Genomic DNA, 15,369 nt, shown 5'->3' on the forward strand with positions numbered 1-15,369 from the left:
CGGTGGCAGTTCAACACCAACGCCGGCATCCCGCAGTTGATGGGCGGCGGTCCTCACCAGCACGAAGGCTTCGGCTGGGGTGAGTTGCATCGCTTCGGGCGTGGCACTTTCCAGGCCCCGTTCAATCGCCGGGAACACCGCTAGGGCGCGGCCAAGCCCCTCCAGCAGCACCTCACCGGGTTGCTCCACCGTGATTTCACCGAGTTGCAGCTGGCTGGCGCCCGAGGCCCAGGCGGCGGCGGCCGGCAGCTTCAGGCTGGGGTCGGCTTCCGCTTGCAGGGCAAAGCGCAGGTCCCAGAGGTCTTCGCCTTCCGGTGGGGTGAACAGTTCCAGGCAGGTGCGGGCTGCGGCGAAGTCCCTGGCGATCCCTTCTCGCCAGTGGTGGCTTGCTGCGGCCAGGCGTTCGGCCTCCTCTTCCCCGATCTCGATCACGCCGGTGTCCGATCCCAGCGCCTCTTGCCAGCGCGTCAGCAGTGGATCGAGGCCGTCTGGGTTCGGCTGGAAATCCTTGCGCAGCTGGGCATCCACCAGGTCCTCCAGCAACGTCGCCACCCGCAGGCGGCCGCTGCGCGGTCGGCAGCAGGCCACTGGGTTGGCGGCACGCATGGCTTCGGGCCGCAGCCGCGTGGTGCGGTTGCTGCGTCGCCCCATCGGTTCGCGCCAGGGCAGGGCACAGGTGGCGACCAGAGGCAGGCAGTTGGCGAGGTCCTCAAGTCGGCGGCGGTCCTCTTCCCGATTGAGCAGCGGCACCCAACGGGCCCGGTGGGGGTAACCCTCGCCTTTGCTCAGTTCCACTTGCGGAATCCAGCGCCCGCGGGCCACCAGGCTGAGGGCCCAGCGCTGCAGGTGACTCCACCAGCGCAATTCATCGGCCAGATCGGGATGGCTTCCGGAGAGGGGCAGTCGGGACAGCCAATCGGTGGCGGCGGTGGGATCCACGGCCAGCCCCTGCACCTGCCAGGGCCACCATTCGGTTTGCTTGGGAATCGGTTCCCCGGCCTGCATGGGCAGCCCGGTCCAGCCGGGCTCGTCGCCGCTGGACGGCGCGCTGGTTTTGCTGCGGCTTTTGCGGGGCTTGACCGTCCGGCTCGGCAGGGTCAGGCACGCGGTGGCATCAATGCTGGAGCTGGGCAGCAGATCTCGTTCGTTCAGCCAAGCCTTGAGGTCGTCGCTGGCCAGCGTGAAGGGATGCAGGGCGGGGGTCATTCCCGGCCCTTCGGGTTGGGCCACACGCCAGGTATCCGCCCAGATCAGCAAAGCGGGCTGACCTGAGCTGGAGGAAGAACGGATGGCTGGAAGCCAGGTGGCGTGCAGCAGGCTCATGGCCGCGACGCAGAACAGAAACGATCCAGTCCTTGGAGCAGGAGAGCGCTACCGATCAGCGGCAGCCAAGCCTGAAAGAACTGCATACATATTGATGTCAGGCCATCGGCGTGCCAGTTGTCAAGGGGTACGGCCATTCCCAGGCTGCGGATGCCACACACGGCACCGACCAGGCCCGCCTGCAGGTGGCTGTCATTCGGATCGACCCGTTGCAGGTGAAAGGCCAGCAGGCCATAGAACAAGCCACAGCCGCCGGACCGCACGGCGGGCTCCAGTCCCCAGATCAGGCCGATCAGTCCAGCCATCAGGCCGGCCAGCACAGCCCAGGCAATCGACTGCAGACGCAGCTGGGCCCGTGACTCGGACGTGTTCGGCTGTTCAGCCACGGATGGCGGAGGCTCTCGGGCGATCATGACGGCAGGATCCCCGTCTTGTTCCATGGCCGCCGCCGCATCGTCGTCTTCTGCAGCGTCCGCTCCCCGCAGCGGTGAGGAGATCCGCGAGGCTTTCCTGAACTTTTACGCCGAGCGTGGGCACAAGCGCATGGCCAGTGCCTCGTTGATCCCCGAGGACCCGACGGTGTTGCTCACGATTGCCGGCATGTTGCCGTTCAAGCCGGTGTTCCTCGGTCAGCAGGAGCGGCCGGCGCCACGGGCCACCAGCTCCCAGAAGTGCATTCGCACCAACGACATCGAGAACGTGGGCCGCACGGCCCGGCATCACACGTTCTTCGAGATGCTCGGCAATTTTTCCTTTGGGGATTATTTCAAGCAGCAGGCGATCGAGTGGGCCTGGGAGCTGAGTACGCAGGTCTACGGCATCGACCCGAAGAATCTTGTGGTGAGCGTCTTCCGCGAGGACGACGAAGCGGAGCAGATCTGGCGCGAGGTGGTGGGGGTGAACCCCAAGCGGATCATCCGCATGGATGAAGCGGACAACTTCTGGGCCTCCGGCCCCACCGGTCCCTGCGGCCCCTGTTCCGAGATCTATTACGACTTCAAGCCAGAGCTGGGGGATGACGGCATCGATCTCGAGGACGACGACCGTTTCATCGAGTTCTACAACCTCGTGTTTATGCAGTACAACCGCGACGCTGAGGGCACCCTCACGCCGCTGGCGAACCGCAACATCGATACGGGGATGGGGCTGGAGCGGATGGCCCAGATCCTCCAGAAGGTTCCCAATAACTACGAAACCGATCTGATCTTCCCGCTGATCAAGGCAGCAGCGGATCTGGCGGGGGTCGACTACCACCACCTCGACGACAAGGGCAAGACGTCGCTCAAGGTGATCGGAGACCACAGCCGGGCGGTCACCCAATTGATCTGCGATGGAGTAACCGCCAGCAATCTCGGCCGTGGCTACATCCTGCGGCGTCTGCTGCGCCGCGTGGTGCGCCATGGACGCTTGCTCGGCATCACCAAGCCGTTCCTGGTCACGATGGGTGAGGCGGCGATTGCCCTGCTGAAGGGCGCCCACCCCAGTGTGGTGGAACGTCAGGAGGTGATCCTGGACGAACTCCAGCGTGAGGAAGCCCGTTTTCTGGAAACCCTTGAGCGCGGCGAGAAGCTGCTGGCGGAGGTGTTGGCCAGCAAGCCCAGCCAGATTTCCGGTGCCCAGGCCTTTGAGCTGTACGACACCTATGGCTTCCCGCTGGAGCTGACCCAGGAGATCGCTGAAGAGCAGGGACTCACGGTGGATCTCGCCGGCTTTGAGGCGGCGATGGAGGAGCAGCGTCAGCGGGCGAAGGCCGCGGCGGTGAGCATTGACCTCACCCTGCAGGACGCCATCGATCAGGTGGCCTCCGAGCAAAGCGCCACCACCTTCAATGGTTATGACGCCCTCGACCAAACCAGCACGGTGCAGGCCTTGGTGGTGAATGGCGAACCAGCGACCGTGGCCTCAGCCGGGGATGCGGTGCAGATCGTGCTGGATGCCACGCCGTTTTATGGAGAGGGCGGCGGCCAGGTCGGCGACCGCGGGGTGTTCACCGGCAAGGATGTGATTGTCGCGATCGAGTCGGTCAGCCGAACCCGTGACGTGTTCGTCCATGCCGGTCGGGTGGAACGGGGTCAGCTGGCCGTAGGGGATGGGGTCACGGCCCAGGTGGATCGCGCGTGCCGGCGTCGGGCTCAGGCGAATCACACCGCCACCCACCTCCTCCAGGCTGCGCTCAAGCAGGTGGTGGATCCGGGCATCGGTCAGGCCGGTTCCCTGGTGGATTTCGATCGCCTTCGCTTCGACTTCCATTGCCCCAAGGCCGTGAGTGCCGATCAGCTGGCCCAGATCGAAACGTTGATTAATGGCTGGATCAGTGCGGCCCATCGCCTCGAGGTGCAAGAGATGGCGATCGATCAGGCCAAGGCGGCTGGGGCTGTGGCGATGTTTGGCGAGAAATACGCCGATGTGGTGCGTGTCGTCGACGTGCCCGGGGTGTCGATGGAACTGTGCGGTGGTACCCATGTGGCCAACACCGCCGAGATCGGATTGTTCAAGGTCGTCGCTGAAAGCGGTGTTGCCGCTGGGATCCGCCGCATTGAGGCGGTGGCCGGCGCTGCGGTGCTGCCTTATCTCAATGAGCGTGATGCCGTGGTGAAGCAGCTGGGGGATCGTTTCAAGGCCCAGCCCGGTGAAATCGTCGACCGGGTGATGGCTTTGCAGGACGAGCTCAAGGCCACAGGCAAGGCTTTGGCGGCGGCCCAGGCGGAGCTGGCGGTCGCCAAGTCAGCCGCCTTGGCGGCCAAGGCTGTGGCCTGCGGTGACTATCAGCTGCTGGTGGAACGTCTCGATGCGGTGGATGGGGCTGGTCTGCAGGGAGCGGCGCAGAGCCTTGCTGAACAGCTGGGGGATGCGGCGGCGGTGGTGCTGGGTGGCCTGCCGGACCCTGCCGATCAGGGCAAGGTGATCCTGGTGGCAGCCTTTGGCAAGGAGGTCATCGCCGCCAAGCTTCAGGCCGGTAAGTTCATCGGTGGCATCGCCAAGCTGTGCGGCGGCGGTGGTGGCGGGCGTCCGAACCTGGCGCAGGCCGGAGGCCGCGATGGTGCGGCCCTGGATGGAGCGCTGGAGCAGGCTCGAACTGAACTCAACTCAGCGCTTGAGGCGGTTTGACGCGATTGGCCGGAGGTTCAGTGACCTTCGACGACTTTGTTTTGTCCCTGTGTTTAAGCCTTGAGGACGTTGTTGGAAATACAATTGCGGCCTGCGCTGAGTGCGCTTTCAAGGCGATATTGGCGGTGATTGTTGTAGGGCTTCCAGTTGATCGGCGGCCTCGGCGATCGAATGGCGATGCTGGCGAAGGGCTGAACAGCTCTGTGCGAGAAGGCTGTGATCTCCGCTCGCTGCGGCTTGGATTCCATCGAGTAGGTGGCCCACCAACTCGTTCCCCTGGAGGCAGCGCTGACTGCTCAGCCGCAGCAGTTCGATCGACAAATCGGTGTCAAACAGCATGGCTTGAAGGAGATGATCGCCGGCGACGGCGACCAACGTTGCAGGCCCACCGAGCACCCTGACATCGGCGGAGTGCAGGCCATTGCCGAACAGTCCCATCTCCCCCAGGAGTTCTTCTGCTTCCACAACGGCCAGGGTGTGGGGTGTCTCGTCGTTTTGTCGGATCTGGATCGCCACGCTGCCTGCGGTGAGCAGAAGGACGCGTTTGGCGGGCTCTCCTTGGCGCAGCAACAGTTCGCCGGCTTCGGCGGTGAAGGTTTCGGTCACGATGTCGCTGTCATGGGCCGCCAGTAGCAGCTTCATCCGCTCTCGCACCATGGTGCGCTGCGTTTCGATCCCCCACATCAACGGCCCTGCGGCGTGATCTCATCCTGCTCTGCCCGCTGCTGTTCGGCTACGGCGAATGGGGTTCGGCTGGATGTCGGTCGGGAGTGTTGCGGTTCCGCTCAGCTCCAGCTTTGGTAGGGACGTCCATCGGCGCAGGTATGGCCGCTTTTACATCAGAGCAGCTGCAGAGCCTCACGCTCTTTTCCGGCCTAAGTGAGGAGAACTGTGAGCAGCTGCTGAACCGCCATCTCCAAAGCAGCCATGCTCCCGATCAAGTGTTCGTGATGGAGCAGGACTGGGGTGAATCGGTTTTCCTGCTCCTCTCCGGTTTGGCCAAGGTGCGCACCTACACCGCCGACGGTGATGAGGTGGTGATGTCTGTGCTCGGTGCTGGAGACGTTTTTGGTGAGATGGCGGCACTCGATGGGGCCGCCCGCTCTGCCGATGTCGTGGCTCTCAGCTCCTTGGAGCTGGTCAAGTTGCGGGCGGCGCCTTTCACGGCGTTGTTGCAGGAGCAGTCCGCCTTCGCCTTGGCGTTGGCTCGGTTGGAAGCATCCCGGCTCCGTGACCTGAACCAGCGTTTTGCTTTGCAGAGTGCTGACGCCACAGCGCGTCTGCTCGATTCTTTGGCGTATCTGGCGCGCAAGAGTGCTCCAGATGGCGATGCAACGGCGGAGATCCCTGCTTTGCCGCAAAAGGAGATCGCTTTGATCGCCGGTCTGGCTCGGGAGACCGCCTCGCGGACGTTGAGCAAACTGCGCGCCCGCGGCACGGTGACCGACACCCAGGCCGGTGGTCTGCAGTTGGTTGATCTCGAGCCGTTGATCAAGCGGGGACTGCTTCCACGTGGATAGGTCAAAGCGAGGAGCCAGGCCAAGGGCCTGTTGAATTCCTGCCTGGATCGGCCACGATGGATTTCAGTAATCCTGAGGCTGGATGCTCGCTGCAGCTGTCCCTGCGGATCAACCTCTCCAGTTGATCCTGTTGCTGCTGATGGGGCATTTCGTGGCGGATTTCTCGCTCCAAACCGATCGAATGGCGGTGGAGAAGTGCCCCGGTAAGGACGTCATTCTCAATTGGCGCTGGTGGCTGTCTGCCCATGCCGCCACCCATGGTTTTCTGGTTGCGGTGATCACGGGCGTGCCCCTGCTCGGTCTTGCGGAATGGGTCACCCACGCCTTGATCGATTACGGCAAATGCCGTTTGCACTATTCGTTGCTGATTGATCAGGGTCTGCACTGGGGGTGCAAGCTGATCTGGGCGTCGCTGGTCATCGCTTTGGCCTGAGATGCCTGCGTTGCCCTCCCTTGTCGGATCTGTGGTCCTGTTGACCCTGCTTTGGGTCCTGACCTTTGTGCTGGGTCGGGTTCGGGTGCTTCAGAGCTGGCGCTACAGCCGCTGGATTCCTGGAATGGTTTTCTTCCGGGTGTCGCTGACAGCGGCCGTGTTGAGCCGGATTCTGCTTGGTTTTGGCCTGCAGGGTGATCTGTTCAACTGGGTCCGCCTGGTGGAGATCGCTGCGTTTTACGTGGCGTTGGTGGAGATCCTGCTGGATCTCATTTGGATCGTGCTGGAACGGCTGAGTCGCCGGGGTGTCTCGCCTCCGCGCATCCTCAAGGATCTTGCGTTGGTGATGGCGGCCCTGCTGGTGGTGGCCGCGCAGATGAAAACTCAGGGCTTGCTCACCACCTTGGGCTCGGCGGCGGTGCTGGGTGGTTTGGCTTTTGTGGTGGGCCCTGGTTCTGCCTCCCAAGTCAGCAACATCTCATCGGCGTTGACGGTTCAGGTTGAACGACAGTTCAGGGTTGGAGATTGGGTCGAGATTGATGGCAATATTGGACGCGTTGACAATGTGTCTTGGAACAGCACATATCTCTATGATGATCTCAATGATCGCTTGGTAGTTCTTCCGAATTCATTGATTGATAGCGGAAAAATTATCAACTTTTCCAGGCCAACGGCAACGCGTTATCGCCTGGACATTGAAGTGGGCCTGCCCTATGACATGCCGCCTGGTGAGGCCATTGCGTTGATGCATGCTGTCCTGGATGGACATCGCGGGGTTGTGGATCCGTCGTCGAGTCAGATCTACATCTCATCCTTTGCAGACTCCTCCATCACCTATGTGTTGCGGTTTTTTGTTCGTGATTTTGCCTCTCGAGGACGGATGAAAACGGAGATCTTCTCCAGTGTTTGGTATGCCGTTGAGCGTGCCGGCTATTCCATTCCATTCCCGGTGGTCGACTTGCGAACCCATCGCTCATCGAGTCGCGTGCAATCGGATCGGCAAAACATCATGCAGGAGGAGAGTTTTCGGGTGCTGCGCTCCGTGCCTTTGATGTCCGCATTGTCCGATGCTGAAATCAGGACGATTGTCGCTTTGGATCCGGTGTTGTCCTTTGGGCATACGGAGCCGATCGTTGTTCAAGGGGATGTCGGTGGTTCGATGTATGTCTTGCTCGAGGGTGTGTGTTCCGTTTTGGTTCGGTCGGGATCTAACTCGGAGCACAATGAGTTGATTGAGATCGCACAACTCACGGAAGGAGAAGTCTTTGGTGAGGTTGCGGCATTGACGGATGCTCCACGCAGTGCCTCGATTCAGGCGGTTGGCCACGTGGTGCTTCAGGAAATTAGTCAGCATCGGATTCATGAACTGTTTCGCAGTAATGACGCGGCAATGGCTGCGTTTGCGGAGGTGATGGCTGCGCGGGAAGCGGCCCATCGTCAGTTCACAGCGGATGAAACAAAAGCGTTCCAGGTGGACTTGGTGGAGCGCATCCAACGCACGTTCAGTCGTTTGTTTTTGATGGATTGATTTGGACAGGTCCTGGTGTTTTTGCCAGGCTGGATTGAGAGCGGCGTCTGTTCCGACCATGCAGGGTTTGTCCTTCAAAGCGGCGTGTGCTGTGACGGCCTCCGCCGCTCTGGTTCTCGGGCATGGTGCGTCCCTCGAGGCCCAGACCAATCCCCGCAGCACCTTCCCCGGCCGCCGAGTGGGCGGGGGCACCCGAGGCGAATGCAATGCGCGGACCCTGGTGCACCTGGTTCCTGAGAGCAGTGTCTTTGCACCTGGTGCTGATGGGACATTGGCTCTGGTGCAGGGGCCGACGGTGAATCCGGTCAGCCTCACGATGCGTTTTGAGCCTGAGGCTGGTGGTGTCCCGACCCGTCAAACCCTGCAGGCGGCATCAGCTGGACTCACCCTGATCAGTGGTGCCGCGGTCGCGACGTCAACGGTCTGGGAATCCAGTTTTGACTGCAGTTCCGCCGATGCTTCGGGTGGCGCTGATCCGCTGTCGTTTGTGCAGTCATCCTCACCACCAGCCTTGAGCTTGCTGCTGCCGGAGGCTGAGGCCAGTGATCAGTTGGTCCAGAGCGTGCTGAGCTCCCTCCGCCTGCGTTGTGGCGCGACAGTTCCCGCGAAGGAAACACTCGCGCAGTTTGGCTTGGCTGATCTGGTCACCGAGGAGTGGCCTCAGCAGTTGCCTGTGCGTTGTCCATCTTGAGTTCGCTCACATCCAGGGTCTGTTCACGCCCCTTGACCTGAACGGATCCCCAGTCTTCGAGCTGGAGCCCCTTGATGAAGTCGGGTCGAAGCAGCTTCAGCGTTGTGCTCGAGATCAGCACCCGTAGGACGCCGTGATGACGGTTTTTCTCGAGGCTTTCGAGCCTTGACGCACAGTTCACGGCATCGCCGATCACGGCGTATTCGATCCGTTCCGCACTGCCCATCGATCCCACCAGGGCCTCTCCCGAATGGATGCCCATCCGCACGCGCATGGTGGGTGCAGCCTCTGCCCGAAGTTGGGCATTGAGGGCCTCCAGGCCCACCTTGATCTCCTGAGCGGCTTCGATGGCTGCTTCCGCTTCCGCAGAGGGGTCGCCCGCCAGGGGCACGCCGAACACCGCAAGCATGCCGTCGCCGGTGAACTTGTTCACCATCCCACCGCGTTGGGTAACAGCCGGGATGCAGATTTCCATGCCGCGGTTCAGCCAGTCCATTAATTCCCGGGGGCTGAGGCCTTCGGAAACAGAGGTGAACGAAGCCGTGTCGGTGAACAGAACGGTGATCGGCAGCTGTTGGCCTTGAAAACGACCGTTGCTGAGCAGTTCATCCCGCTGTTCCCAGAGCTGCTGAGCGACAGCCGGTGAGGTGGTCTGACCGAGCAGCCGTCGGATCTGGTGGGAATGCTGTTGGCTGACGGCCCCGCGCCGTAACCATGCCGCACCGCCCATGCTCAGCAGCCCGGTGAGTGGCATCGCCATTCCGATCCAGACGTGATTCCAGAGCAGAAGGCTCAATCCAGCGGCGACTCCGCCGGCGAGGCTCACAACGATCAGGACGCTCAGGCGTTGGCTTGGAACCTTTTCCCCCAGGACCAGTCCGATGCCGGCCAAGCTCAACACCAGGATCAGATTGCCCCATCCAGGCATGATCCAGCCTTGGTTGATCTCGCCGTTGTGGTGATCGATCAAGGTCGCCAGACGGTTGGCGTGGATCTCCAAGCCAGCCACACGAAAGAGGCTGTCGCCGCGATGGAAGCGGGTATGGGGGACCTCAAACAGGTCACGCAGGGAGGGGGCCGTGCTGCCGATTAAGACGATCCGGTCCTGGATCAAGTGGTCTTGCACGTTGCCCTCGAGCAACGCAGCGAGGGAGACCATCGGGTAACTCCCCGGTTCACGGAACTGGAGCAGACGTTGGAAGCCCAGCCCTGCATCGATTGCGTTGTGGTAGCCACCACCATTGGCCGTGAGCCAGGCATCGCGATGGGTTCCTGCATCAATCGCTGTTCGGATGGAACGATCCCCGGTGGCGACTTCCAGCACCCGCATCGGGAATGAAACCGTGGCTTCGTCCTGACCGGTGACATGCACCAGATCACGTCGCATCACACCGTCGGCATCGAGGCTCATGTCGTTGTAAGACTGGCGCTCAATCGGCGTTCCAGGCACCGCAGGGATCCCGGCGGCCACATTGAAGATGGACACCAACGTCGGTTGGTTGCGGAAGCGGTCGCGGAGACACTCTTGATTCGGTCCGACCCCTTTGTCGCGGTAGAGGTCAAAACCAATCGCCTGGACCCCTTGGGCCTCAAGTGTGTCGATCGCCTTGCAGAACAGACCATCGTCGATCGGCCAGCCGAAGCGCTGAATGTCGCTCTCTTCGATCCCGACAAGGGTGATCGGGGTGTCCCTTCCAGAGCCCTGCGGCCGTTGGTTGGTGATCAGGTCGTACAGGACCAGATCGATGGTCTGGGCGAGACCCATGCTGCGGAGTAAAACCAGCACAGCAGCGGCGGCGAGGTAAGGCCCGACTGACTGGGTTAAAAACTCGCGTAGCTGGGTCTTCATCCCTCGAGATAAGTGGTTTGGCCGAGGCTGGTCTTGAGATGACTCATCAGCAGACGAGCCTCCTCAATCTGCAAGCTCCCCTGTTGAATCGCTGTCTCGGAGGACTGCCGCAGCCGCTCCAGGATGAGCTCGGGATCATGCTGCATTTCCTCGAGCACATCGGCATTGGTGTCGCCTTTGAGCACGTGATCGAGCAGGTATCCACTTCCTCGGGGATTGAGGCGCACGTGAACGGCATTGGTGCTGCCGAACAGGTTGTGCAAATTGCCCATCACTTCTTGATAGGCACCGCCAAGGAACATGCCGATCCAGTAGGGCTCACCGTCATGCAGTGGATGCAGTTCCAACAGTGACTTCTCGCTCCCCCGGTCGATGAAGCGCGACAGCTTGCCGTCTGAATCGCAGGTGAGGTCGGCGAACTGCCCCAGTTCGCTGGGGCATTCATTGAGGCGATGGATCGGCATCACTGGGAAGAGCTGATCGATGGCCCAGGTGTCCGGTGCGGACCGGAACACCGACAGATTGGCGTAGTAGGTCCAGGCCAGGGCGCGTTGTAAGCCCCGCAGGTCTTCATGGATCGGTTCGTCGGTGGGCAGCCGCGTACTGATTTCTTTGGCACAACTCCAGCTGAGCTGCTCCGCCATCGCCCGTTGGTTCAGACGGATGTAACCCAGACGGAAGGCCGCCAGGGCATCGTCTCGGAATTTGATCGCGTCATTCCAGGCCTCCTGCAGCAAGGAGGGTTCCGTCGAATCCAGCTGACGGATTCTCTGAAGGGTTTCACGCAGGTTCGCGACAGGAAGCGGCTCATCCGCCTCTGAGGAGGGTTCCCCATCAGGCGGCCGACTGCAGCCCAGCACGTTGAATACCAGCACGGAGAAGTGGCTGGCCAGGGCGCGTCCGCTCTCACTCACCAGGGTGGGCACCGGCACCCCTAAGGGAACGCAGCATTCGCGGATGGTGGCGACCACGTCATTGGCGTAGTTCTGCAGCGAGTAGTTGGTCGATGCCGAGCTCGCGGTACGGCTGCCGTCGTAGTCGATGCCAAGCCCGCCGCCAACGTCGAGGAAGCCCATCGGGGCTCCGAGGCGTGTGAGCTCCACGTAGATCTGCCCAGCCTCCTGGAGGGCGTCCTTCAGCACAGCGATGTCGTTGATCTGGCTGCCGATGTGGAAGTGCAGGAGTCGGAGGTCCTGCAGCAGTCCGGCTTGGTCCAGGGCTTGAACGGTCTGGAGCATTTCGGTCAGATCCAGGCCGAATTTGGCGCGGCTTCCGACGGAACTGCCCCAGCGGCCGGTGCTGCGGCTGGAGAGCTTGGCGCGAATACCGATAAAGGGAGAGGCCCCTAACTCCTTGCTGGCCTCGATGATGCGTTGGATTTCATCGGCCTGCTCGATCACCACCACCGGTTGGTGGCCAAGACGTCGCGCCAGGATGGCCGTCTCGATGTAGCGGCGGTCTTTGTAGCCGTTGCAGATCAAAAGGGCCTGCTGATCCTTGATCAGGGCCAGGGCGATCAACAGTTCAGCTTTGCTGCCGGCTTCCAGCCCGAAGCTCCAGCGTTGACCGCTGTCCACCAGGTGCTCCACCACATGACGTTGCTGGTTGCACTTGATCGGAAAGACGCCCTGATAGCGACCGTCGTAGTCGTACAGGGAAATGGCTCGCTCGAAGGCCGCGTGGAGCCGCTCCAGACGGTCTTCGAGGATGTCGTCGAAGCGGATCAGCAGGGGCGGGTGCAGGTCCCGTGCAGCGAGGCCTTGGACAAGGTCCACAAGATCGAGGGATCCACCCCGATCGCCGCGGGGTTGCACCACCACATGGCCGCGGCTGTTGATGGAGAAATACGGCTCACCCCATCGTTCGAGCCCGTACAGCTCGGCACTGCGGGACACGGACCAGGACCGATCGGTTTCGGCCAGAACCATGAACCCTCAACCCACTGAATGACTGAAATTTAGGGACTGCCTCTGCGGCTGTGCTTGCCAAGCGGTGGGTTCGCCGCAGACGATGTCCAGACTCTGAAGCTTTTTCCATGGCCGAACGCTCTTTCGTTGCGATCAAGCCCGACGGTGTCCAGCGCGGACTCGTGGGCGAGATCTTGGGTCGTTTCGAGCGCAAGGGCTTCAAGCTGGTCGGCCTGAAGCAGATCACACCAAGTCGCGCCTTGGCGGAGCAGCACTACGGCGTGCACAAAGAGCGTCCGTTTTTCGCTGGTTTGGTGGACTTCATCACCTCCGGCCCGGTGGTCGCCATGGTGTGGGAAGGCGATGGCGTGATCGCGAGTGCGCGCAAGCTGATCGGTGCCACCAAGCCCCTCGAGGCTGAGCCCGGCACCATCCGCGGTGATCTGGCTGTGAATATCGGTCGCAACGTGATCCACGGCTCCGATGCTCCGGAGACGGCTGCTTTTGAGATCGGCCTCTGGTTCAGCCCCGATGAGCTGAACGATTGGACTCCCTCTGATCAAACCTGGCGCGTCGAGTCCTGAGCGGACCGACCGCTTCAGCCTGATCCGCTCACCACGGTGTGCTGATCAGGCTGAAGCCTGCCCAGTAGTAGGGAGCTTTCATGGCGATTGAGCTGCCAGAACCGTGGATTGCCGCCACTTGCGCTGATTGAAGGGCCTGAGCTTTGGTGCGACTTTCCGGCAGTTCGCTGTAGAAAGCCTTCATCAAATCTGTGGTCGATTGATCGTTGATCGACCACAGCGTGCCGATGGCGGATGGGATGCCGGCCTTGAGGGCGAGCCCTGCAAAGCCGTTGGCGGCGTCAGTGTCACCTAAAGCGGTTTGACAGGCACTAAGAACGATCAAATCCGCTTTGGATTGGTCCCAGTCGATCGCATTGAGGGCATTGAGTGTCAGTTTTTGATCCCAAAGTTGGATATAAGACGATTCGACTTTGCCGGGTTGGAATTGCGCGTGGGTGCTCAGGTGCAGCGCCGAGAAGGGTTGTTTTGACAGGTTTTGGTTGATGCGTTTCTGCGTGAAGGCCTGGTTCTCCAGACGTGTCACCTTCCAGTCGCCTCGGCCTGTGGCGCTGAGGCTTTTGCTGAGGCCGGCGATTTCTTTCTTTGTGCCTGGCAAGGCTGGGATCGATCGATCCTGAAATTGACTGGCTCCCATGGCCAGCAGTTGGCCGCTTTTAAACGGCTTGTACTCCGTCTCAATCAGATTGAATGCCGGGATCCGCGCCATGGCATACGTCTCGATCAGATAGGTGCCTTTGTTCGATAGGGCCGGTAAGGCCAGATCCTTGACCCCATCGCCCAGGCAGAACAGCAGCAGATCGATCTCAGCAGCGGCCAGCTCCTGCTCATAGGGCTTGATGATCCAGTCGTAAAGCTGTTGGCCGCTGGTTTGGCTCTGGGCCGCATCCATCCGCAGGATGCCCTTGTGAAACTGTCCGGAGACGGCGAACAGCTTCGGGTCGGTGACGTCGTAGAAGTCCTTCACGATTGGTGTCCCGCTAGGGGGGATCAGCACCAGGTGCAGATGGGTTTTCCGCGGAATTACGTACAGCAGAGCTGAGCGGGTACCGGTCTCGGCACTGAGGCGTTCCAGGTCGGCGGCGGTTTCATCAGCGGTTTTGCTGACTGATGCAAGGTCTTCGCCGAAGTAATCCTCAAATTCCTTTTCGCGATCCCGCTCCATCTGCAGCACTTTCTTGGTCAGCTCGGGAGAGGTTTGACCGTGGCTAGGGCCGCCACTCAGCAGCAAGCCAGATCCCAAGGCAACGGCCAGTGAAAGGGTTGTCAACCTGTTGCGCATGGTCAGCGGCAGCACGTCTTCTTCGGTTAGCTCTGCTTGTCTGACTTGATTGATTTTGTAAGTCTTTGGTTACAGGAGCAGCCGGTTGCCGTGGACGAACAACGATCCTTCGAGAAGGGTTTCCTTTGCGTATTGGCGTCATGGGCTGTTCCGGTCTGCTGAAGCGTTTGCTAGGCGTCCTGATGCTTGGCGTCGTGCTTCCTGCAGCCGCGAGTTCACAGCCTCGTTCCAGTTTTCCAGGGCGCCGAGTGGGAGGGGGAACGCGTGGTGAGTGCACCGCACGCTTGCTGGTTCACCTCGTGCCGCAGAACAGCGTTTTTGCTCCGGATGGAGAACGCTTGCTGGGGACCTTGCAGGGTCCGACTCAGGCTCCCAAGCCGTTGCTCATGGATCTGAGAAGTCTGGTCTCAGCAGGCACTGTTGCCGGTGCCAAGAATCACGTTCAACGCATGCGTCACGATCCTTCGCCGGTCGGCGTCACGCTGTTTCGTGCCCCGTTGGCCGATGGAGTCGTCTGGGAATCCAGCTACCAGTGCATCGAGCCACCGCCTGGTGTGGATCCCCTGAACTGGGATGGGGGCTTTGATGCTCCACCGGCCATCACTTTGCTGTTGGCTGAGCCCACGCCGGTGGATCTGAGCCTTCAGGAACGACTGCAGGCACTTGCCAACCGATGTGACGGCTCTGTTGCCAAAGCGCGGTTGATTCAGGACTTCAACCTTGCGCCTCTGGATCTCAGCTCTTGGCCGGATCGTCTGCCGGTGCGGTGTGTGTTCTGAAGCCGGCAGCGCGTCGTACGCCGTTCAGTTCAAGTACGTCCACGTTCTGTAGGCGTCCATCGATCTGTAGGCGACCCAATGAGCGCCATATCAAGTCGTCATGGTGGTATTCCAGCAAGGTCTGCCGGCTGAACAGCGCTCGACAGATTTGGTCGCAGGGCACCCGGGCCAGGCTTTCCAGCCCCGATGAGCTGAACGATTGGACGCCCTCTGATCAACCCTGGCGCGTCGAAAGCTGATCAGCTCAGGCTGGCTGATCAGAAGGTGTAGCGGAGCTTGGTGTGCAGTCCATGGCCTAACACCCAGTTGGTCCAGAGCCCCGGGTTGTCATCCGTCTTGAAGGTATCAACCCAGCCCAGCTCCAA

The 15,369-nt window shown here is 61.3% G+C and carries 12 protein-coding genes and 1 pseudogene; 7 read left to right on the forward strand and 6 right to left on the reverse strand.

What is annotated here, in order from left to right:
• Together ACGVKB_RS08000 and ACGVKB_RS08005 are read right to left on the reverse strand one after the other, a co-directional pair.
• Positions 1–1,323, reverse strand: a pseudogene (locus ACGVKB_RS08000) (ATP-dependent helicase); the annotation flags it as partial.
• On the reverse strand, positions 1,320–1,736 hold the full coding sequence (locus tag ACGVKB_RS08005; RefSeq protein WP_392350895.1) for a hypothetical protein: 417 nt from the start codon (positions 1,734–1,736) through the stop codon (positions 1,320–1,322). The gene ACGVKB_RS08005 and the pseudogene ACGVKB_RS08000, both read right to left, overlap by 4 nt.
• Before the next feature lie 25 nt (positions 1,737–1,761).
• On the opposite strand from ACGVKB_RS08005, the gene alaS reads away from it, so the two are divergent.
• Positions 1,762–4,431, forward strand: a complete 2,670-nt coding sequence (gene alaS / locus ACGVKB_RS08010) for an alanine--tRNA ligase (protein WP_392350897.1) — start codon at positions 1,762–1,764, stop codon at positions 4,429–4,431.
• A gap of 108 nt (positions 4,432–4,539) precedes the next feature.
• On the opposite strand, the gene ACGVKB_RS08015 is transcribed toward alaS, so the two are convergent.
• Positions 4,540–5,115: a cyclic nucleotide-binding domain-containing protein gene (locus tag ACGVKB_RS08015; protein WP_392350899.1), complete on the reverse strand. Its 576-nt coding sequence runs from the start codon at positions 5,113–5,115 to the stop codon at positions 4,540–4,542.
• Positions 5,116–5,255: 140 nt separating this feature from the next.
• Here ACGVKB_RS08015 and ACGVKB_RS08020 point away from each other — a divergent pair, with 140 nt between their 5' ends.
• The 4 genes from ACGVKB_RS08020 to ACGVKB_RS08035 all read left to right on the forward strand — a co-directional run bounded on the left by ACGVKB_RS08020 (position 5,256) and on the right by ACGVKB_RS08035 (position 8,603).
• On the forward strand, positions 5,256–5,951 hold the full coding sequence (locus ACGVKB_RS08020) for a Crp/Fnr family transcriptional regulator (protein WP_392350917.1): 696 nt from the start codon (positions 5,256–5,258) through the stop codon (positions 5,949–5,951).
• A gap of 82 nt (positions 5,952–6,033) precedes the next feature.
• The gene (locus ACGVKB_RS08025; RefSeq protein WP_392350901.1) at positions 6,034–6,384 is read left to right on the forward strand and encodes a DUF3307 domain-containing protein; all 351 of its coding nucleotides are present in this window, start codon (positions 6,034–6,036) and stop codon (positions 6,382–6,384) included.
• A gap of 10 nt (positions 6,385–6,394) precedes the next feature.
• Positions 6,395–7,912, forward strand: coding sequence for a cyclic nucleotide-binding domain-containing protein (locus ACGVKB_RS08030; RefSeq protein WP_392350903.1), 1,518 nt, complete (start codon positions 6,395–6,397; stop codon positions 7,910–7,912).
• Between the two features lie 58 nt (positions 7,913–7,970).
• The gene (locus ACGVKB_RS08035) at positions 7,971–8,603 is read left to right on the forward strand and encodes a hypothetical protein (protein ID WP_392350905.1); all 633 of its coding nucleotides are present in this window, start codon (positions 7,971–7,973) and stop codon (positions 8,601–8,603) included.
• Here ACGVKB_RS08035 and ACGVKB_RS08040 read toward each other — a convergent pair.
• Positions 8,557–10,452, reverse strand: a complete 1,896-nt coding sequence (locus tag ACGVKB_RS08040) for a CHASE2 domain-containing protein (RefSeq protein ID WP_392350907.1) — start codon at positions 10,450–10,452, stop codon at positions 8,557–8,559. The genes ACGVKB_RS08035 and ACGVKB_RS08040 overlap by 47 nt on opposite strands.
• Positions 10,449–12,380 (reverse strand): biosynthetic arginine decarboxylase, encoded by a 1,932-nt coding sequence (gene speA, locus ACGVKB_RS08045; RefSeq protein ID WP_392350909.1) that lies wholly within the window; start codon positions 12,378–12,380, stop codon positions 10,449–10,451. The genes ACGVKB_RS08040 and speA overlap by 4 nt, the downstream gene beginning before the upstream one ends.
• A gap of 107 nt (positions 12,381–12,487) precedes the next feature.
• Between speA and ndk the strand changes: the two genes are divergently transcribed.
• A complete protein-coding gene (gene ndk / locus ACGVKB_RS08050) occupies positions 12,488–12,943 on the forward strand; it encodes a nucleoside-diphosphate kinase (RefSeq protein WP_392350911.1) in 456 nt (151 codons plus the stop codon).
• Between the two features lie 28 nt (positions 12,944–12,971).
• Here the strand turns inward: ndk and ACGVKB_RS08055 are convergent, their stop codons facing one another.
• Positions 12,972–14,225, reverse strand: a complete 1,254-nt coding sequence (locus tag ACGVKB_RS08055; RefSeq protein WP_392350913.1) for a CHAT domain-containing protein — start codon at positions 14,223–14,225, stop codon at positions 12,972–12,974.
• A gap of 284 nt (positions 14,226–14,509) precedes the next feature.
• Between ACGVKB_RS08055 and ACGVKB_RS08060 the strand changes: the two genes are divergently transcribed.
• Positions 14,510–15,004 carry a hypothetical protein gene (locus tag ACGVKB_RS08060; RefSeq protein ID WP_392350915.1) on the forward strand — a complete coding sequence of 165 codons (495 nt, stop codon included), beginning with the start codon at positions 14,510–14,512 and terminating at the stop codon, positions 15,002–15,004.
• The last annotated feature ends 365 nt before the right edge of the window (positions 15,005–15,369 follow it).

This window comes from Parasynechococcus sp. (genome assembly GCF_042954325.1).
Lineage (GTDB): Bacteria > Cyanobacteriota > Cyanobacteriia > PCC-6307 > Cyanobiaceae > Parasynechococcus.